At 55.3% G+C, this 17538-nt stretch carries 15 protein-coding genes and 1 other RNA gene; 9 read left to right on the top strand and 7 right to left on the bottom strand.

Going from position 1 to position 17538, the window contains the following annotated elements; translation table 11 throughout:
- The 6 genes from C2U68_RS17490 to ssrA all read right to left on the bottom strand — a co-directional run bounded on the left by C2U68_RS17490 (nt 1) and on the right by ssrA (nt 8374).
- A complete protein-coding gene (locus C2U68_RS17490) occupies nt 1–2013 on the bottom strand; it encodes a restriction endonuclease subunit S (protein WP_140913752.1) in 2013 nt (670 codons plus the stop codon).
- A complete protein-coding gene (locus C2U68_RS17485) occupies nt 2013–2207 on the bottom strand; it encodes a hypothetical protein (protein ID WP_140913751.1) in 195 nt (64 codons plus the stop codon). The genes C2U68_RS17490 and C2U68_RS17485 overlap by 1 nt, the downstream gene beginning before the upstream one ends.
- 130 nt (nt 2208–2337) lie before the next feature.
- On the bottom strand, nt 2338–3387 hold the full coding sequence (locus C2U68_RS17480; RefSeq protein WP_140913750.1) for a YhcG family protein: 1050 nt from the start codon (nt 3385–3387) through the stop codon (nt 2338–2340).
- Entirely contained in the window at nt 3380–5167 is a 1788-nt protein-coding gene (locus C2U68_RS17475) for an N-6 DNA methylase (RefSeq protein WP_140913749.1), read from the bottom strand. Before C2U68_RS17475 ends, C2U68_RS17480 begins: the two co-directional genes overlap by 8 nt.
- 33 nt (nt 5168–5200) lie before the next feature.
- The gene (hsdR, locus tag C2U68_RS17470; protein WP_140913748.1) at nt 5201–7639 is read right to left on the bottom strand and encodes an EcoAI/FtnUII family type I restriction enzme subunit R; all 2439 of its coding nucleotides are present in this window, start codon (nt 7637–7639) and stop codon (nt 5201–5203) included.
- A 356-nt stretch (nt 7640–7995) separates the two neighbouring features.
- Nucleotides 7996–8374: a transfer-messenger RNA gene (gene ssrA / locus C2U68_RS17460) on the bottom strand.
- Between the two features lie 245 nt (nt 8375–8619).
- On the opposite strand from ssrA, the gene C2U68_RS17455 reads away from it, so the two are divergent.
- The 4 genes from C2U68_RS17455 to trxC all read left to right on the top strand — a co-directional run bounded on the left by C2U68_RS17455 (nt 8620) and on the right by trxC (nt 11365).
- Complete coding sequence (locus C2U68_RS17455; RefSeq protein WP_140913747.1) at nt 8620–9564, top strand: DnaJ C-terminal domain-containing protein; 945 nt, start codon at nt 8620–8622, stop codon at nt 9562–9564.
- 3 nt (nt 9565–9567) lie between these two features.
- Nucleotides 9568–9879 (top strand): chaperone modulator CbpM, encoded by a 312-nt coding sequence (locus C2U68_RS17450; RefSeq protein WP_140913746.1) that lies wholly within the window; start codon nt 9568–9570, stop codon nt 9877–9879.
- 2 nt (nt 9880–9881) lie between these two features.
- Nucleotides 9882–10832, top strand: coding sequence for a zinc metalloprotease HtpX (locus C2U68_RS17445; protein ID WP_140913745.1), 951 nt, complete (start codon nt 9882–9884; stop codon nt 10830–10832).
- Between the two features lie 98 nt (nt 10833–10930).
- Nucleotides 10931–11365 (top strand): thioredoxin TrxC, encoded by a 435-nt coding sequence (trxC, locus tag C2U68_RS17440; protein ID WP_140913744.1) that lies wholly within the window; start codon nt 10931–10933, stop codon nt 11363–11365.
- Nucleotides 11366–11374: 9 nt separating this feature from the next.
- Here trxC and C2U68_RS17435 read toward each other — a convergent pair whose 3' ends face one another.
- Nucleotides 11375–11785 carry a hypothetical protein gene (locus C2U68_RS17435; protein WP_140913743.1) on the bottom strand — a complete coding sequence of 137 codons (411 nt, stop codon included), beginning with the start codon at nt 11783–11785 and terminating at the stop codon, nt 11375–11377.
- Between the two features lie 89 nt (nt 11786–11874).
- Between C2U68_RS17435 and cysD the strand changes: the two genes are divergently transcribed.
- The 5 genes from cysD (at nt 11875) to C2U68_RS17410 (ending at nt 17281) form a co-directional block, all read left to right on the top strand.
- Complete coding sequence (cysD, locus tag C2U68_RS17430; protein ID WP_140913742.1) at nt 11875–12783, top strand: sulfate adenylyltransferase subunit CysD; 909 nt, start codon at nt 11875–11877, stop codon at nt 12781–12783.
- A 47-nt stretch (nt 12784–12830) separates the two neighbouring features.
- Nucleotides 12831–13556, top strand: a complete 726-nt coding sequence (locus C2U68_RS17425; RefSeq protein ID WP_140913741.1) for a hypothetical protein — start codon at nt 12831–12833, stop codon at nt 13554–13556.
- Between the two features lie 8 nt (nt 13557–13564).
- On the top strand, nt 13565–13906 hold the full coding sequence (locus tag C2U68_RS17420; protein WP_140913740.1) for a four helix bundle protein: 342 nt from the start codon (nt 13565–13567) through the stop codon (nt 13904–13906).
- Between the two features lie 62 nt (nt 13907–13968).
- Nucleotides 13969–15594 (top strand): sulfate adenylyltransferase subunit CysN, encoded by a 1626-nt coding sequence (gene cysN / locus C2U68_RS17415; RefSeq protein ID WP_140913739.1) that lies wholly within the window; start codon nt 13969–13971, stop codon nt 15592–15594.
- Between the two features lie 94 nt (nt 15595–15688).
- Nucleotides 15689–17281 (top strand): tetratricopeptide repeat protein, encoded by a 1593-nt coding sequence (locus C2U68_RS17410; protein WP_140913738.1) that lies wholly within the window; start codon nt 15689–15691, stop codon nt 17279–17281.
- The last annotated feature ends 257 nt before the right edge of the window (nt 17282–17538 follow it).

Genomic DNA, 17538 nt, shown 5'->3' with positions numbered 1-17538 from the left:
TCAGGCGCTCACCGTTTCGGTTGGCTTTTCGCGCATTTCGGCGGGCGCCGGTTCCAGAATCCAGCCGTGCGCCACCTCGGTTTTCAGTTGCGCGTAAAAAGCGTCGATCTCGCCGCCGAAGCGCTGCCACAAATCCTTGGCGCTCATTTCGCCGTTTTGGCGGGCCAGAATGGTAGCCAGCGGCGCCTGGGTCTTGATGTCGGGGGCAGTGCCCAAACGCAGCGGAGCGATCAATTCGGTTTGCGGGGCTTTCATGGGTTCCTCTTTTTGTTCGATGGCGATGCCGGTGAGGATGGAAATGGCGGCAATTGCAAGGCGACCGGCGACTTCGGTTGAGTGCCGTAGCTGCAGCTCCAGCGCATCGCAAACCCGCATTAGTTGTTCTATCTTGTCCGCAATTCGGCTTTGCTCTTGAAGTGGAGGAAGCGGATATGAAAAGAGTCCCACGCTATTTGCAGAGAGATTCGGCTGCGCAGTGCCGTTATCGAAACGGGATATCTGATTTCTGCCCAATGGGCTGATCAGATAGTAGTAAAGAAAGCGACTCAGGTTAGAAATGATTGGTCTAATAATCATCAACGAAGAAGCAATTGCACCTTCTTTATACGGCGTAACGAATGCCGTCTTCCCAAAAGTTGCGCCTCTTAGGCAATAGACGAGATCGCCGGGCTCAATTTTTCCGCTATTTAGGCTATCGAATTTCCCACGACTTATGAAATTCATGTGATGTCGGGTCAGTGTGCCATCGGGTTCAATATGACCAGTATTTATCCAAGGTATACCGACGGATACATATTCATCTTTGTTAGGGTAGTTTTTACCTCTGTCTCCATTGATGAGCTCTGCAATTTGCCCAAGTCGAATCCACTCCCACCCCTTAGGTATATCGAATGGAATTTCATCCTCACCTATTTTGGAGAGCGATTTCTGCAGTTTGAGCTTCTTAACTTGCGAGAGCTCACGCTTCTTTGTTTCGATATGTGCGCAAAGAGTCACCGCAGGCTCTTCGATGGCGTCTTGATGAACTAAGTGGCCGCGCATGGCCATATCCAATATCAGCCTGCGAAGCTCAACCACATCCTCCGGCGCATGAAACAGCCGTCCGAAGTTGTCGGCCAGGCGTGCCCAGGTGGTTTGAAGTTCGTGCGGGCTGGTGGCGCTGGCGACGGCTTGCAGGGTGGCCTGGCGCAGCTTGTTTTGCAGTAAGCGGCGGGCCTGCTGCTGTGCTTCCAGCTTGTCGCACAAGGCCATCAGTTCATCGACTTTGGCGACGATGCGGGATTGTTCTTGGATTGGAGGAAGAGGAATCGGAAGCGCCCGTGCTGTGCTGGTATTCAATTCCACCTGCTGAGTAGTGCCAGACACCAGCGAATCAGAATGTGACGGCTCAATACGTGACTGTACCCAAGGCGAAGCGATTACACACCACAGATAGCGCGGGGAACAGTTAGCGAGACGCACAACGGTAACGTGAGAATCTGCTACGGCGGTGACACTCTCATCAGGCTGATAAATTGCCACACGACCGGCAGTACCGGTTCCGGTCGAATTCCACAACAAGTCACCTGCGCAAAGAAAGCGCTCTTTGCCGTATGAAGCCAATGAATCGTCCGCCACAAAGCGTGCGGATGACAAATCAAACCCAGACCACTGCACGCATTTTTGTGAGATAACGTGAGTAGAGCTTTTCTCCACATATTTAGGGCCTTTGCCTCGTTGGATATAAAGGCAGATTTGTTCTAGGCGAGTCCATTGCCAATGATCGGGCACCGAAAATGGTTTCGAATGCAATGGTGGGTGCATCCGCGTGGCTCGCAGATCAAGCTCTTCTTCATAGGCACGACGCAACTCAGCGGCCGCTTCGATAGCCTGCGAAGCAGTAATTTCTGATTCGATACGCTCTACAAGCCGCCCTGAAATGGCCAATTGGATTATTAGCTCCCGCAGCCGCGCCACGCCCCCCGGCGCATTCGCAATATGCCCAAACTCCGCCAAAAACTGCTGCGCGTCCATCAGACTTGCTCCTCATTGGGGTTGTCTGGCTGGGCATCGTGTTCTGGATTCCCGCCTTCGCGGGAATGACCGACTTCACGATTTTCCAGCCGGGCGCGTGAGCGGGCGTTGGCTTCATGCAGTTTGGCTTGCAGCATCTCGCTGGGAGGCTGGCTGCTGAGACATTCGGCGCCGTGGATGCTGCTGTAGCGCATGAGGCTCTGTGCCGATTGTCTCCTCAGAGCGGAGGCAATCGGCATTCTGCAGGCGGCGTACCCGCCTTCTTTCACTTCGGCAAAGAGGGGGGCTGCCAGCGGTCGGCCGGTAAACGGCGTCTTAGGTAGGTTACACATGGTCATCCTCGGATGCCCGCGCTTCGTCAGCCAGGGCTTGCTCGATTTGCTCAATACTGGGCAGGCTGGTCTGCAGTTCGGCGGGCAGCGACTCGATCAGTTGATATTCCGCTACGCCCATGGGTTGGGCGGTGTCGCGCAGCGCGTATTCGGCGACGACTTTGTTCTTGCTTTTGCATAGCAGCAGGCCAATGGTGGGGTTGTCCTGCTCGGCCTTGATCTGCATGTCCACGGCGGTGAGGTAAAAGCCGAGTTGCCCCAGATGTTCGGGCTTGAATTTGCCGCCTTTGAGTTCAATCACCACATAGCAGCGCAGTTTCAGGTGGTAGAACAACAGGTCGATGAAAAACTCGTCGCCCCCCACATTCAGCAGCACCTGCCGCCCGACAAAGGCAAAGCCTGCACCCAGTTCCAGCAGAAACCGGGTGACGTGCTTGACCAGAGCGTGTTCAACTTCGCGTTCCTGCGCCTCGTCCGTCAAGCCCAAAAAATCGAAGCGGTAGGGATCTTTGAGCGATTCGCGCGCCAGGTCGGACAGGGGCTTGGGCAAGCTTGCCGGAAAGTTGGTCAGCGCCGCGCCGCTGCGTGCTTGCAAGCGGGTTTCAATGTGCATCACCAGTACATTGCGCGACCAGTTGTGTTCTATTGCCTTGGCCGCATACCAACAACGGGCTTCTGCATCGGGCAGTTTGTCCAGCAGCGCCAACTGGTGGTACCAGGGCAATTGTGCAAGCACCGCTTGCACAAATTCGGCATCCGGCCAGGCCTCGGCAAAGGCGCGCATGTACTTGAGGTTGCGGGGGGAAAAGCCTTTCATGTCCGGAAAGGCCGCGCGCAGGTCCTGCGCCAGCCGCTCGATCACCTTGGCCCCCCAGCCCTGCTGTGCCTGGCGCGCCAGAATGTCACGCCCGATCTGCCAATAGAGCAGAACCAGTTCCCGGTTGACCGCCAGGGTGGCACGTTGCTGGGCGCTGTGAATGCGTGTTTTCAGCTCGGCAAGCCAGTCGGCATAGTCCGGCGGCAGCGGTACGATATCAGGCATCAGCCGCCTCCTGGTTCGTGAAATGATGTGCCAGCGCGGCGGCCAGTTCGCTCTTGAGCTGGTTTTCGGTTTCTTCGATTTCGCCCAGCAGCTTTTTGTATTTCTCCAGCAGCAGGTCCGGGTCGTGGGTTTCTGCTTCCGGGGCGTTGGGGTTCTTGATGTCGAGATTGAAGATCGGCCAGTAGAGGCGGTCGCCCGCGGCTTGGGCATCACGGGCTTGCAGGCGTAGCGGTTCGGCCTTGGCGCGCAGCTCGGCAATTTGGGTGTCGATCTTTGCGCGGTAGGCCGTGTCGGTGGTGCCGACCAGGCTTTTGCGCAAATCGCCGGCTTCGTTCTCCAGGTTGGCAGCGGCGTTGTTCAATTCTTCGGCACGTTGCCAATGCGGCTTTGCGGCCGCTTCGGCTTGTTCGCGCTTGGTTTTAAAGTCTACCTTCCAGGCAAATTCATTTTCCGCTCGATCGGCAAAATTGTTGTCTTCGCTGCCCCACCATTCTTGTTCCGGTTTGAATTCCTCCAAGCGGATCGGCTTGGTCTTGGAATAGCTCTTGTAGCCTGCCGGGTAGGGGTGTTCGTAGAACCAGATGGTGTCGGTATGGAAGTGCTCGCTGCCATCATCCACCCTGGCACCTTTGGTAAAGAACAACAGGTTGGTCTTGATGGTGGTGTAGGGCGCAAATACGCCTTTGGGCAGGCGAATAATCGTATGCAGCTTGCACTCTTGTAACAGCAGTTTTTTCAAGGTGCCTTTGATGCCATCGCCAAACAGGAAGCCATCGGGCAGCACCACGGCGGCGCGGCCGTTTTCTTTCAGCAGCTTCTTGATGATGAGCGCCATGAACATGTCGGCGGTTTCCCGCGTGCGCAGGTCGGCGGGGTAGTCGCTGCCGACGCCATCATCTTCGTAACCGCCAAAGGGCGGGTTGGTGATGATGCAATCGACCTTGTCGTTGGCGTTCCATTCGTTCCAGCCGATGCCCAGGGTGTTTTTGTGCTCAATCTGGCTGGGCACGTCGATGCCGTGCAACAGCATGTTGGTAGTGCACAGCAGGTGGGGTAACTGCTTCTTTTCAATGCCGTGGATCAGCGCTTCGATGGCGCGCTGGTCTTCGGCGCCGGATTTGGTGGTGCGCTGATTTCGGAAATGGTCAATGGCGGCGGTCAAAAAGCCGCCGGTACCGCAAGCCGGGTCCATCACGGTTTCGCGTTTATCCAGACGCGGGTTGACACGATCCGCCATGAATTCTGTAATGGCGCGCGGGGTGTAGAACTCGCCTGCATTGCCTGCACCACGCAGGTCGTTGAGCAATTGTTCGTACACTTTTCCGAGTTGCGAGCGTGTTGTGAACTCGTGGAAGTTGATGGCATCTTCCAGCTTCTCGATCACGGCCAACATCTGCGGGCCGGATTTCATATAGTTGTTGGCGTCGCGGAAGACTTCGCGGATGACCTTATGCTGGGAACTGCGGTCGGCGTCGATCTGGTCTTTCAGCGCTGGGAACAGTTCGTTGTTGACGAAGCCGATCAAATCGCTGGCGGCAATTTGCGGTTTTTTCTTGCCTTCGTGATCGGCTTTGTAGGCTGCCCAATTCCGCCAGCGGAAGCGCTCTGGCAAGGGCGATTGATAGTCGGCATTGTCGTCTTCCCATTCCTCTTCGCGTTGGTCGAATACTTTAAGGAATAGCATCCAGGTCAGCTGGCCGAGGCGTTGGGCATCGCCGTCGACGCCGTCGTCCTTGCGCATGATGTCCTGGATGGATTTGATGGTGCTGCTCAGATTCATTCGGTATGTCGTATTACTAATCCGGCGCTTCGGTTACGCCTGTTTTTGTAAAGGAATGTCGTAGAGAGCTTGTTCAAGCTCGTGCACGGCTTGGCTGTATTGCTCCACGCTGCCGAAGATACCGCGGCGGATTTGGGTTTTGCTGCCGAACTGGTCGAAGGGCGGCAATTCCAGCACCTTGGCGTCTTCAATGTCTTGCACGCCGTGATCGGCGAATTTGTCGAGCAGGGCTTCGAGCACGGCGCGGGCCTGCTCGCCGTACTTGCCAAATACATCGCGCTTCTTGACGTTGTTGGCCCGCTCGCGACGGGTGAGCGGTTTTTGGTCGAAAGCGACGTGGGCCACCAGGTCAAAAACATCCAGCTCACTGCCGTTGGCCACCGCCTGCTGGAGGATTTCCAGCGGTACACCGTGTTCGGCCAGCTCTTCGAGTACGGCCTGCTTGCGTTCGGCACCGTTCCAGCGGCGCAGGAAGTCGGTCATGGTACCGAATTCGGCTTGCAGTGCTTTTTTGATGTCCTCCTTGAGTAGAACACGGTAGTCCTCAGTGATGAGCTTGCCGTCGGCGTCCAAATACTGGGAGCGTTCGACCGCCACGCGCACGTTCACGTCGTCGATGACGTACTTGACCCGACCTTCCGCGCTAATAACGCCGCCAGCGACGTCGGCGGGTTCTGTATCGTCACCGCTCGTTGGGGTTGGGGTATAGGGGGGCGGTTCGGGATCGCTGATACCCTGCGGTTCGATCAGCTCCGGCGGTACCACGGGTTCGTCAGGTTTAGGTTCGTAGATCACTACCGGTTCGCCATCGAAATCCGGGTCAGCGAACAAGCGGGTTGCGCCTTTAAAGTCCATGATGGTGAAGTAGAGCTTCTGGTAGTCCTCGCGCAGGCGGGTGCCTCGGCCGATGATCTGCTTGAACTCGGTCATCGAGTTGATGTTTTGGTCCAGTACGATCAACTTGCAAGTCTTGGCATCCACGCCGGTCGTGAGCAGTTTGGACGTGGTGGCGATGACAGGATAGAGCTCGTCATTGTCGATGAAGTAAGAGAGCTGGGCTTTGCCTTCGTTGTCGTCGCCGGTAATACGCATGACATAACGACGATTGCTGGCGGCAGCCGGGATGATCTTGACCAGCTCTTGGCGCATACGTTCTGCGTGATCCTGATCGTCGCAGAATACTATGGTCTTGGCCAATGGATCGGTGGCCTTGAGATATTCCCATACCTTGCTGGCGACCAATTGGGTTCGCTTTTCCAACACCAGATTGCGGTCGAAGTCCTTGGTGTTGTATTGCCGCTGTTCCACGGTTTGGCCGAGTTTGTCGGACTTGCCTTTCTCCGGGGTGTAGCCAACCGCATCGACATCTGTGGCTATACGGACGACTTTGTACGGCGCGAGGAATCCGTCTTCAATCCCCTGCTTTAGCGAGTAGGTGTAAACCGGATCGCCAAAATAGGTGGTATTACTAACGTCTCTGGTTTCTTTGGGCGTGGCGGTGAGACCCAAGTGCGTGGCGGTGTTGAAGTAGGCGAGCACCTCGCGCCACGCGGAGTCTTCTGCGGCACTGCCACGGTGGCATTCGTCAATGACGACCAGATCAAAGAAGTCGGCCGGAAACTGGCGATAGATTTGCTTCCATTCTTCTTTGCCCGTTACTGCTTGATAAAGTGCCAGGTAGATTTCATAGTTTTTCTTGACTTCGCGATTGGTGACCTTGTGCATCACTTCGCCGAACGGGGCAAAGTCTTGCTGCATGGTTTGGTCAACCAGGATATTGCGGTCGGCCAGGAACAGGATGCGCTTTTTGGATTTGGCTTTCCACAGTCGCCAGATAATCTGGAACGCGGTGTAGGTCTTGCCGGTGCCGGTGGCCATAACCAGCAGCACGCGTTGCTGCCCTTTGGCGACTGCCTCTATGGCACGATTAATCGCCACGCGTTGGTAATAGCGGGGTTCCTTACCGCTGCCGTCAGTATGGAAAGGCTGCTCAACGAGTTTGATTGCTTCGGGAGCGGCCAGTCCTTTCCATTCCTGGTACAAGGGCCACAGATCATCCAATGAGGGGAAACCGTTGAGTTGCAGTTCGCGTTCCACTGGTTGGGTGAGACCGGTGCGGTCGTGCAACAGAAAACCGTCGCCGTTGCTGCTGATGGCAAACGGTGCATCCAGCATTTCTGCATAGGCTAAGGCCTGTTGCATGCCATGCCCAATCGAAAACTTGGCCTGTTTGGCTTCGACGACGGCGATTGGGACGTTTGGTCTGGCATACAGCACGTAATCGGCACGTTTAGGTCCACCTTTGACTTCCGGGTTTTTGATGCGCGCGGCCAGCTTGCCGCGCACCATCACGCGACCATTGGTGAGATTGACTTCTTCGCGAAATTGATGCTGTTGCCAACCCGCCTGTACGATGGAAGGCGTAATGAACTTAGTGCATATGTCGCGCTCACTGAGTTGATATTTGTCCATGGCCGATTGCTCTCCCGTAAATCGGGCTCTTGCTTTTCACTCGCGCCGCCCGCGCGCACCCATTCATCGACCTCAGACAATTGAAATTTCCAAAGTCGCCCAATTTTGCGTGCCGGTAATCCCTTGCGTTCGCGCCAGCGCGTCTAAGTGCTGGGCGACATCCTCGGCGATAAGCCACGGTTTAGGATTCGTGGCGTCCGCGCTCAGCAGGTATAAGCAGAGCCGGCAACGAGCGTTGAAAATCTACCAGTTAGTTGCATCAGTGCCGATTCCCCTGAACACAGATGCCCGGAACCCGAGTGGTGCGGGGATTTCAGGCAAAAAAAAGGCCCGGAGATTATCCGAGCCCTTGTATTTGGTGGAGGTGGGGGGAATTGAACCCCCGTCCGCAAGCACTCCGCCACAAGCTCTACATGCTTATCCCGCGCTTTTAATTTAACTGTTGACTACCCGTCGGGCCAAGAGGATCAACAGCGATTTCGATTGGATTTAGCGCTTCAGGCTCCGAACTAAGCCCTGGCGCGATCTTATGTAATATGATCCCTGAGCGTCCCCGAAAGGACTCCAGACGCATAAGTACATCTGGTCAGAGAAGTGGTGCAGGTTTTAAGCTGCTAAGGCCACTGAGTAGTTTTCGTCGTTTGCGAATACTTGTTTTCAGTAGGTTTTACGAGCTGTACTGTGCTCGGCATGCACCTGAGGTTTTGCTACCCACGTCGAAGCCATGTCACCCCCGGAACCTTCATTCTATCAAATCGATAAAAGAATTGCTGCGTAAGATGGGTGCTGATCCGATTGGTTCAAGCCGTTTGCGCTTCAAGCCAGGCTCTTGATTTTTATTCGAATGGCCGACATTTCATTTCTCGATGATCGAGCCGGGAGGAGGGTGGTCTGCATTTGCCGATTGTCCATCCGATCGCTATCGTTTATAAGAACCCGGCTCAGCTGAGTTTGGCGGCTTCAGTCACTGGAGGCGTGGCGTGCAATACAAAGATTATTACCAGATTTTGGGCGTCGGCCGCGATGCGGCTTTGGCGGATATCAAAAAGGCCTACCGTAAATTGGCCCGTAAATACCATCCGGACATATCCAAAGAGCCGGATGCCGAAGCGCGGATGAAGGAAGTTAACGAGGCATATGCCGTCTTGTCCGACACCGAGAAACGCGCGGCCTACGATCAACTCGGCCGTGGTTACCGTTCCGGCCAGGAGTTTCATCCGCCGCCGAACTGGGACGCCGGCTTCGAGTTTTCCAGCGGCGATACGGCGGATTTCGGCGATTTTTTCAGCCAGTTGTTCGGTCGCATGGGCGCGCGCGGCCGCGGCGGTCCGTTCGAAGCTCACGCCGGTAGTTTTCATGCCCAGGGCGAGGATCATCATGCCAAAGTGTTGCTCGATATCGAGGATGCTTTCCGCGGCGCCACCCGTCAGATCAGTCTGCGGGTGCCGGCGATGGATGCCGGCGGCCACGTTACACTGAATACCCGCACCTTGAACGTCAAAATCCCCAGGGGCGTCTACGAAGGCCAGATCATTCGCCTGGCCGGTCAGGGCTCGCCGGGCGTGGGCAACGGCAAGTCCGGCGACCTGTTGCTGGAAGTCCATTTCAATCCGCATCCGCAATTGCGCGTCGACGGTAACAATCTGCATATGACTTTGGCGGTGACGCCATGGGAAGCGGCACTCGGCGCGGTGTTGCCGGTCAATTTGTTCGAGACCGGATTGAAAGTGCGGATTCCGGAGGGCACCCAGAGCGGCCAGCAATTGCGCGTGCGCGGTAAGGGCATCCCCAGCGCGACGCCCGGCGATTTGCTGCTGGATATACACGTGGTGCTGCCGCCGGCCAACACCGCCAAAGCCAGAGAACTTTACCAAACCATGGCGCGCGAATTGGCTTTCGATCCGCGCGCCGCACACGGGAGCTGAGCCATGTCCGGATCGTTGACCGCCATCGCCATAGACGCCATTCTTGAAGAGCACGGCCTGACGTTACGGCAGCTTGCCGCGTTGGCCGCGGTGGACCACGAATGGATCAGCCACCACGTTGCGGAGGGCTTGCTGACGCCAAGCCGACACGGCGAAGAGTGGCGCTTCTCCAGTGCCACGCTGCTGCGGGTAAAGCGTATCGCCGCCATTGAGCGCCAGTTCGAGGCGATACCGGAATTGGCGGCGCTGGTCGCCGACATGCAGGAAGAAATCGACGACCTGCGGCGTCGTCTCCGCCGCGCCGGCTTGGAGTAGTCATGAATCGCGCTATTCGCCGCAGCCATCGCTGGCTGAATCGGCTGCAAACCGTTTTATTGGTTGCCGCGTTGTTGGGTATTTGCGCGCTGGCCGGCAGTCTGTTATTCGGCGACGACGGTATCTGGATGGCCCTGGCGGCGGCCGGCTTCGGTTTGTTGATTACACCCAGCACCGCTTGGCGTCTGACCTTGAGTTTCTATCGGGCCCGGCCGATTTATCCGCAAGAAGCCCCGGTACTTTGGCAAATGCTGGAAACGCTGGCCGAACGTGCCGAACTGCCCAGCGCACCGACGCCTTACTTCTTCCCCAGTCCGGTCATCAACGCCTTTGCCGTGGGCAGCCGCAAGCAATCGGCGATCGCGCTGAGCGACAGCCTGTTGCAGCGCCTATCGACCCGAGAACTGGCGGGTGTGTTGGCCCACGAAATCTCGCATATTGCCAACAACGATTTGCGGGTGATGAGTCTGGCTGATGCGGTTAGCCGCATCACTGCGGTGTTTGCGAGTTTAGGACAGTTGTTTCTACTGCTAAGTATTCCGGCCATGCTGCTTGCCGACGTCGTATTCGAGTTTAACTGGCCGGCGATACTGCTATTGTTGTTTTCGCCGCACTTGGCTCTGCTGGCGCAACTGGGCTTGTCCCGTACTCGCGAATACGACGCCGATTTGAATGCGGCCTTGCTGACCGGCGACCCGCTGGGTTTGGCGCAAGCGCTGGCCCATATCGAACAAGCCAGCAAGGGCTGGCTGGCCGTGTTGTTTCCCGGTTGGGGCAACCCGGAACCGTCCTGGCTGCGCACCCATCCGCCGACCGAAGAACGGATTCGTCGGCTACAGGCCTTGATGCCGGCGGCGCCGAGTCACTGGCTGGACTATGCACCGTTACTGGGTTACCGCGTAACTCCGGTACGGCGGGCGCCGCGCTGGCGAATCGGCGGTTTGTGGCGATAATTTCGATCAGCCTCTTGTTTTTAGCAGCACCGCCCTAAGTTTAAGCGGCAATCCCTTCGCCGCCGCGAAGGCTAGCCGTCCCTATTCCGAGGCCAAATATGAGCGAATCGATTCACTTAGCCTGCCCGCATTGCGCGGCCATCAACCGCCTGCCTGCCGCGCGGCTGGCTCAGCAGCCAAAATGCGGCCAATGCCATCAAGCGCTGTTTACCGGCCATCCGCTGGAATTGACCGCCGCCAATTTCGACAAACATCTGCGTTCTAGCGAGATACCGCTGCTGGTGGATTTTTGGGCGGCTTGGTGCGGGCCCTGCCGGATGATGGCGCCGGCCTTTGCCCAGGCGGCCGGCTTATTGGAACCGACGATGCGCCTGGGAAAAATCGACACCGAAGCCCAGGTCGAGTTGAGCGCGCATTACCAGATCCGCAGCATCCCGACGCTGATCTTGTTCAAGGGCGGCCGCGAAATTGCCCGCCAGGCCGGGGCGATGTCAGCCCAAGACATCGTGCGCTGGGCAAAAAGTCACGCTTGAACTGATTTGTTACGGCAATTGTTTCAGCGGAATTTGAAAACGTTGCCGGGCAATGTCGCCAATTTGGCCGCTGTAACGGCTCAAATATAAATCCCGGCCGCAGACGTGCGGTAAAGCCGAACAGCGGCCGGTGATTGCAAATCGCTCGCCGGCCAAACGAAAGGTCAGCGGCACGCAATCGTCGCGCAAAATCGGCCCGGCCATCTGCAAGTCGAGGCGTTGTTCGAAGTGTTCGTAAAGCAGCGTATCGGCTTCCAAGCTCAGCTCGGCCAGCACGACGCGGTCGTCGTCACCAATGCTGCCGAATATCGTGCAACGGCATTCGCGCAGGTCATCCAGTAAGCATTCCGCCAACTTTGCCAGTGTCGGCCGGCCGGAGATTGCTGCCCGTAGAGTTTCCAAGCCGTGGTACTGTCTCATAAGCTTTGCCGATGGCGTCGATAGGGGTTTGCCATTAAAATAGCGCACTAACCTTTGCATGCAAACAGGCCGCGCGCCCCGGATAATTGATGACCGATTATAAACTGACCCACCTGAAACAGCTCGAAGCCGAAAGTATCCACATCATCCGCGAAGTGGCAGCGGAATTCGAAAAGCCCGTCATGCTCTATTCCATCGGCAAGGACTCGGCGGTCATGCTGCATCTGACCCGCAAAGCCTTCTTTCCCGGCAAACCGCCGTTTCCGTTGTTGCACGTCGATACCACCTGGAAATTCCGGGAAATGATCGAGTTTCGGAACAACATGGCCAAAGATCTGGGCTGGGATCTGATCGTCCATATCAATCAGGAAGGCGTCGCCCAGGGCATCGGCCCGTTCACCCACGGCAGTAAGAAGCATACCGACGTCATGAAAACCGACTCCCTGAAACAGGCCTTGAACAAATACCAGTTTGACGCCGCGTTCGGCGGCGCCCGCCGCGACGAGGAAAAATCCCGTGCCAAGGAGCGGGTTTACTCGTTTCGCGACAAGAACCACCGCTGGGACCCAAAAAACCAGCGCCCGGAGCTTTGGAACATCTATAACGGCAAGATCGACAAGGGTGAATCGATTCGGGTATTCCCGCTGTCCAACTGGACTGAATTGGATATCTGGCAATACATCCATCTGGAAAACATCCCCATCGTGCCGCTGTACTTCGCCAAGGAGCGTCCGGTGGTCAACAAGGATGGCATGCTGATCATGGTCGACGACGACCGCATGCCGATCGGCCCCGAAGACAAAGTCGAAATGAAAATGGTGCGCTTCCGTACCTTGGGCTGCTACCCGCTGACCGGCGCCGTCGAATCGACCGCAACCACCTTGCCGGAAATCATTCAGGAAATGTTGCTGACCACCACGTCCGAGCGTCAGGGTCGCTTGATCGACCATGATCAGGCCGGGTCTATGGAACAGAAGAAGCGGGAAGGGTATTTTTAATAGGTGCAAGATTCAAGGCACAGGGTTCAAAACAGCGTTGAGGTCTCATGAATAAACGGGAAGCAATCATTGCTTCGATTTCTGCTCTTTATGATGAAGGATTATTGTTGGGCGCTGCTTTTGAAAAAAACGAAGAGACTTCATTTAATTTTGGCTACCAAAACTGGTATACAAAAGCACTCAAGGTAGTGGACTCGCTTGCTCCAGACCGCTACGAGGAATTCAGAAGTTATTATGAAATAAATCCTAAAAGAAAGTCTTTAGGGTACGGAACATATGTCATTCAAGATTACTTGAAAATGATAATTCCGAATGGTAACTTCGATTTTAATCGCAGAGGAGTAGTTATAAATTGCTTTTCAAATCAGCTCGCAATTCTGAACTCAATAACGAACCGATGCGATTCAATTTTGGGCAATATAGAAGGAGAGCTTTACGCTGAACTGCAAGATAATGAAATTGCTACAGCAAAGTTACTAATAAAAATTAGCCCTAGGGCAGCCGGTGCGCTTGTCGGGGTTATTATTGAAACTCACCTACAAAAGGTTGCAAACTCTCATGGCATTAAGATTGGAAAGAAAAGCCCAACCATTGCCGATTTGAATGAGCCACTTAAAACCGCGTTAGTCATCGATACTCCCACCTGGCGAAAAATCAGCTATTTGGCAGACCTTCGTAATTTGTGCTCTCACAAAAAAGATGTAGACCCTACAAAAGAGCAGGTAGAGGAATTGATAAAAGGAGCTGATTGGCTAACTAAAAATGTCTTTTAACTCAAACTATGCGTTTTGAAGATCTTGAAGTTTGGCAAAGAGCATGCAGATTGTGTGTTGATATTTATCAACAACTTAATGAATGTCGAGACTTTAGCTTCAAAGATCAAATAACTCGTAGCGCTCTTTCTATCCCAAGCAACATAGCAGAGGGATATGAACGCGGCACAAACAAAGATGCTATCAAGTTTTTTTATTACGCTCGAGGCTCGGCTGGTGAATTACGCACACAACTTTACATTGGCATAAAAATTGGTTACATCCCCAAACAAATCGGAATGAATTTTAAAGAAGAAGCCGAACAAATTTCAAAAATGCTTTCAGCTCTGATAAAAGCTCGCCAATCTTAAACAGCGTTTTAACCCTGAATACTGAGCAACCGCCCTGAACCTTTTACCCTGAACCTAAGACCATGTCCCATCAATCCGACCTCATCGCCACCGACATCAACGCCTACTTGGCGCAACACGAACGCAAGGAGTTGCTGCGATTTTTGACCTGCGGTAACGTCGACGACGGCAAGAGCACACTGATCGGCCGCTTGTTGCACGACTCGAAGATGATCTACGAAGACCAGTTGGCCGCGGTGCAGGCCGACAGCGTCAAGTCCGGCACCACCGGCGCCGGCAAGATCGATTTGGCTTTGTTGGTCGACGGCCTGCAAGCGGAGCGCGAGCAAGGCATTACCATTGATGTCGCTTACCGTTATTTCTCGACCTCGACCCGCAAATTCATCATCGCCGACACGCCGGGCCACGAGCAATACACACGCAACATGGCCACTGGCGCCTCGACCTGCGATTTGGCGGTGATCCTGATCGACGCCCGTTACGGCGTGCAAACCCAAACCAAACGCCACAGTTTCATCGCCTCGCTGCTGGGTATCAAGCACATCATCGTCGCGGTCAACAAAATGGACTTGGTCGGCTACAGCCAGGAAACCTTCGAAAAGATTCGCGACGATTACATGGCTTTCGTCAAACATCTGGATTTGCATGATATCCATTTCATTCCAATGTCGGCTTTGGACGGTGACAACGTGGTCAACCCCAGCGCCAATATGCCTTGGTTCAGCGGCCTGCCGATGATGGAATTGCTGAACAGCATCGAAATCGCCAGCGACCATAATTTCGACGACGCCCGCTTTCCGGTGCAGTACGTCAACCGGCCGAATCTGGATTTCCGCGGCTTCTGCGGTACCGTGGCGTCGGGTATTTTTCATAAGGGAGATGCGATTACCGCGCTGCCGTCCGGCAAAACCAGCACGATTAAATCGATCGTGACTTTCGACGGCGATCTGCAACAAGCTTTCGCCGGCATGGCCGTGACCTTGACGCTGAACGACGAGATCGACATCAGCCGCGGCGACGTCATCCTGGGCCAGCAACAAACCACACCCAGCGTCGCCGATAAATTCAAGGCCAACATTGTCTGGATGACCGAACAAGCCATGTTGCCCGGTCGCCAGTACGTGATCAAACTGGCCACTCGCAGCGTGTCCGGTTCGGTGGCGACGATTCACCATCGCATCGACGTCAACACCCTGGAACACCACGACGCCGACGAATTGAAACTGAACGAAATCGGCCTGTGCACCGTGGCGGTCAATGCGCCAGTGGTGTTCGAACCCTATAAGCGCAATAAAGCCACCGGCTCGTTCATCATCATCGACCGTTTGACCAACGTCACGGTCGGCGCCGGCATGATCGTCGGCGATGCCAGCAAGGACGAATGGGCGCCGGTCACTGCTGAGGAACGCGCCAGCCGCTTCGGCCAAACCGCCACCATCGTCGCCCTCGCTGGCGCTGATGCCAAAACTATGGCTTATCATCTGGAGCGCCGCCTGTTCGACACCGGTCACGCCGCGACGGTATTGGAGCAAGCCGATTCGGCACTGGCCGCCGCGATTAAAAACGCTGGTTTGATCTGCTTGGCGGTAGGTTTGGCAGACGATGCCGCCGATTTGGCCTTCGACGCTGACCAAATGAGCGTCGACGACATTTACGGTGCATTGAAACAGCGCGAAGTGGTGCGTTAAATCCGTTTGCCGCCAGGTCCTTGTGACCTGGCGGTTCCCGGCGGCGAGTTTGCTGCTCAACCACCTGTAACCAGCACACGGGTATCGACTGACGATGAAAGCCCAGCCCAAACAACCGCAACCGGCGGAATTACAGGCCATCCATCAACTGTACCAGGTCGGCCAAATTCCATTGGCGGAAATCAAGGCGCAAGGCTTGCTGAACGCGTTCCCCAAATCCTTGCCTTTACTGAATCTGCTGGGCATGTGCCAACAGGTGCAAGGCAAGTTGCGCGAGGCGGCGGCCAGCTTCCGCAAGATGATCGCCATCGATCCCAATATTGCCGAAATCCATTTCAACCTCGGCGCGATTTATACCCAACTCAACGACGCCAAAGGCGCCATCGCCGCTTACCGTAAGGCTCTGCAAATCAAGCCCGATCTGACCGTTGCGCATTTCAATTTGGGCGCGCTGTTGCAGCAGCAAAACCAATGGCAGGATGCGGCCAAGCATTATCGAACGGCCGTCGAGCAACAACCCGGTTATTACCAGGCTTGGGCCAATTGGGGCGCGGTGCTGCAAACGCTTGGCGACCTGAAAGCGGCCGAGCAGTGTTACCGCAAAGCCCTGGAGATCAATGCCGATGCGCTGGGCTATTTCAATCTCGGCACCAATCTTTACGACCAAGGCGCGCACGGCCAAGCCATCGACGCTTTCAAAGCAGCGTTGCGCCTGGATCCGCAATTCGCCGATGCCTGGAACGACCTGGGTGAGATTTACCGCGACCAAGGCAACATGGAGGAAGCGGTACGTTGTTACCGCGCCGCGCTGCAAGCCAATCCCGAGCACGGCCGTGCCAATTACAATCTGGGCGAGAGTTATTGTTTGGGAGGACAGTTCGAGCAGGCGATCCCTTACTTCTCGGCGTCGGATTTCGCCGACGCTCAAGAGCGGGTGTTGCTGTGTTTGTATAAAACCAGTCAATTCGACGCATTCAAACAGCGCCTGGATGAATTGATCGCCCAAGACCGCCACAACTCGGTGTTGCTGGGCAGTTTGGCGACCCACTACGCCACCAATTTCCGGCAATCCGACGTGTACGGCTACTGTCGCGATCCGATGGCGTTCGTTCAGCACACCCGGATAGCCGAACTGACGGAACCCGGCAGCGCCTTGCTGAACCAATTGCTGGATGACGTCAAACATCTGGCCATCGCCGAGCGCAAGCAGGGCCGTTTGTATTACGGCATGCAGTCGGCAGGAAATTTATTGCAGCGGCCGGAAGCCTCGTTTCAGCGGTTGGCGACACTGATCCGCGCCAAGGTCAAAGCCTACCAACAACACTTTGCCGGCAGTAATGACGCGTTGATTCGCTTGTTTCCGAAAACGCTGGAATTCGCCAGCTCCTGGTATTTACGCATGGACCAGGGCGGCTATTTGACCTCGCACATCCACGAAGAAGGCTGGATCAGCGGTTGCGTTTATTTGCAACTACCGGACAAATGCAACAACCATGAAGGCAGTTTCGAATACGGTACCGATGGTGATGACTACCCTCGGCTGCACGACGACTTTCCGACCCAAATCGTCGACCAAAAAGTTGGTGACCTGGTGTTGTTTCCATCGTCATTGTTCCACCGCACAATTCCATTCAATTCCGACCAGGAACGAATTTGTATTGCATTTGATATTAAGCCGGATAGATAGGATTTAGAGTCTTGAAGCTACTGCAGGCGAAAACAAATCGTTTGCGGATACGGGTTGTTTTAGGTGGAGCAGGTGAGGATTGCTTGTCTTTTTGAACAGTTCAGTCAGGGGGCAGGCAAAATATTGGCCGGTGACTGGATTGGAACAAAGGCTTGACTGTCAAGAGTATGGTGGGGTGAACGATGGGGCTCGAACCCACGACAACCGGAATCACAATTAAGCGCCATATGTCAGAAAAACAGCATGTTATATTTTTT

Source organism: Methylomonas koyamae, from assembly GCF_006483455.1.
Classification (GTDB): Bacteria; Pseudomonadota; Gammaproteobacteria; order Methylococcales; family Methylomonadaceae; genus Methylomonas; species Methylomonas koyamae_B.
The sequence above is the reverse complement of the archived record's forward strand: the minus strand, read 5'-3'. Positions and strand labels throughout refer to the sequence as shown.

What these genes read in the sequence shown, in the direction of transcription:
- C2U68_RS17445 (WP_140913745.1), top strand. Translation starts at nt 9,882, where the DNA reads ATGAATCGCGCTATTCGCCGCAGCCATCGCTGGCTGAATCGGCTGCAA.
- C2U68_RS17420 (WP_140913740.1), top strand. Translation starts at nt 13,565, where the DNA reads ATGCGTTTTGAAGATCTTGAAGTTTGGCAAAGAGCATGCAGATTGTGT.
- C2U68_RS17475 (WP_140913749.1), bottom strand. Translation starts at nt 5,167, where the DNA reads ATGAATCTGAGCAGCACCATCAAATCCATCCAGGACATCATGCGCAAG.
- cysN (WP_140913739.1), top strand. Translation starts at nt 13,969, where the DNA reads ATGTCCCATCAATCCGACCTCATCGCCACCGACATCAACGCCTACTTG.
- C2U68_RS17480 (WP_140913750.1), bottom strand. Translation starts at nt 3,387, where the DNA reads ATGCCTGATATCGTACCGCTGCCGCCGGACTATGCCGACTGGCTTGCC.
- C2U68_RS17425 (WP_140913741.1), top strand. Translation starts at nt 12,831, where the DNA reads ATGAATAAACGGGAAGCAATCATTGCTTCGATTTCTGCTCTTTATGAT.
- cysD (WP_140913742.1), top strand. Translation starts at nt 11,875, where the DNA reads ATGACCGATTATAAACTGACCCACCTGAAACAGCTCGAAGCCGAAAGT.
- C2U68_RS17450 (WP_140913746.1), top strand. Translation starts at nt 9,568, where the DNA reads ATGTCCGGATCGTTGACCGCCATCGCCATAGACGCCATTCTTGAAGAG.
- trxC (WP_140913744.1), top strand. Translation starts at nt 10,931, where the DNA reads ATGAGCGAATCGATTCACTTAGCCTGCCCGCATTGCGCGGCCATCAAC.
- C2U68_RS17485 (WP_140913751.1), bottom strand. Translation starts at nt 2,207, where the DNA reads ATGCGCTACAGCAGCATCCACGGCGCCGAATGTCTCAGCAGCCAGCCT.
- C2U68_RS17490 (WP_140913752.1), bottom strand. Translation starts at nt 2,013, where the DNA reads ATGGACGCGCAGCAGTTTTTGGCGGAGTTTGGGCATATTGCGAATGCG.
- C2U68_RS17435 (WP_140913743.1), bottom strand. Translation starts at nt 11,785, where the DNA reads ATGAGACAGTACCACGGCTTGGAAACTCTACGGGCAGCAATCTCCGGC.
- C2U68_RS17410 (WP_140913738.1), top strand. Translation starts at nt 15,689, where the DNA reads ATGAAAGCCCAGCCCAAACAACCGCAACCGGCGGAATTACAGGCCATC.
- hsdR (WP_140913748.1), bottom strand. Translation starts at nt 7,639, where the DNA reads ATGGACAAATATCAACTCAGTGAGCGCGACATATGCACTAAGTTCATT.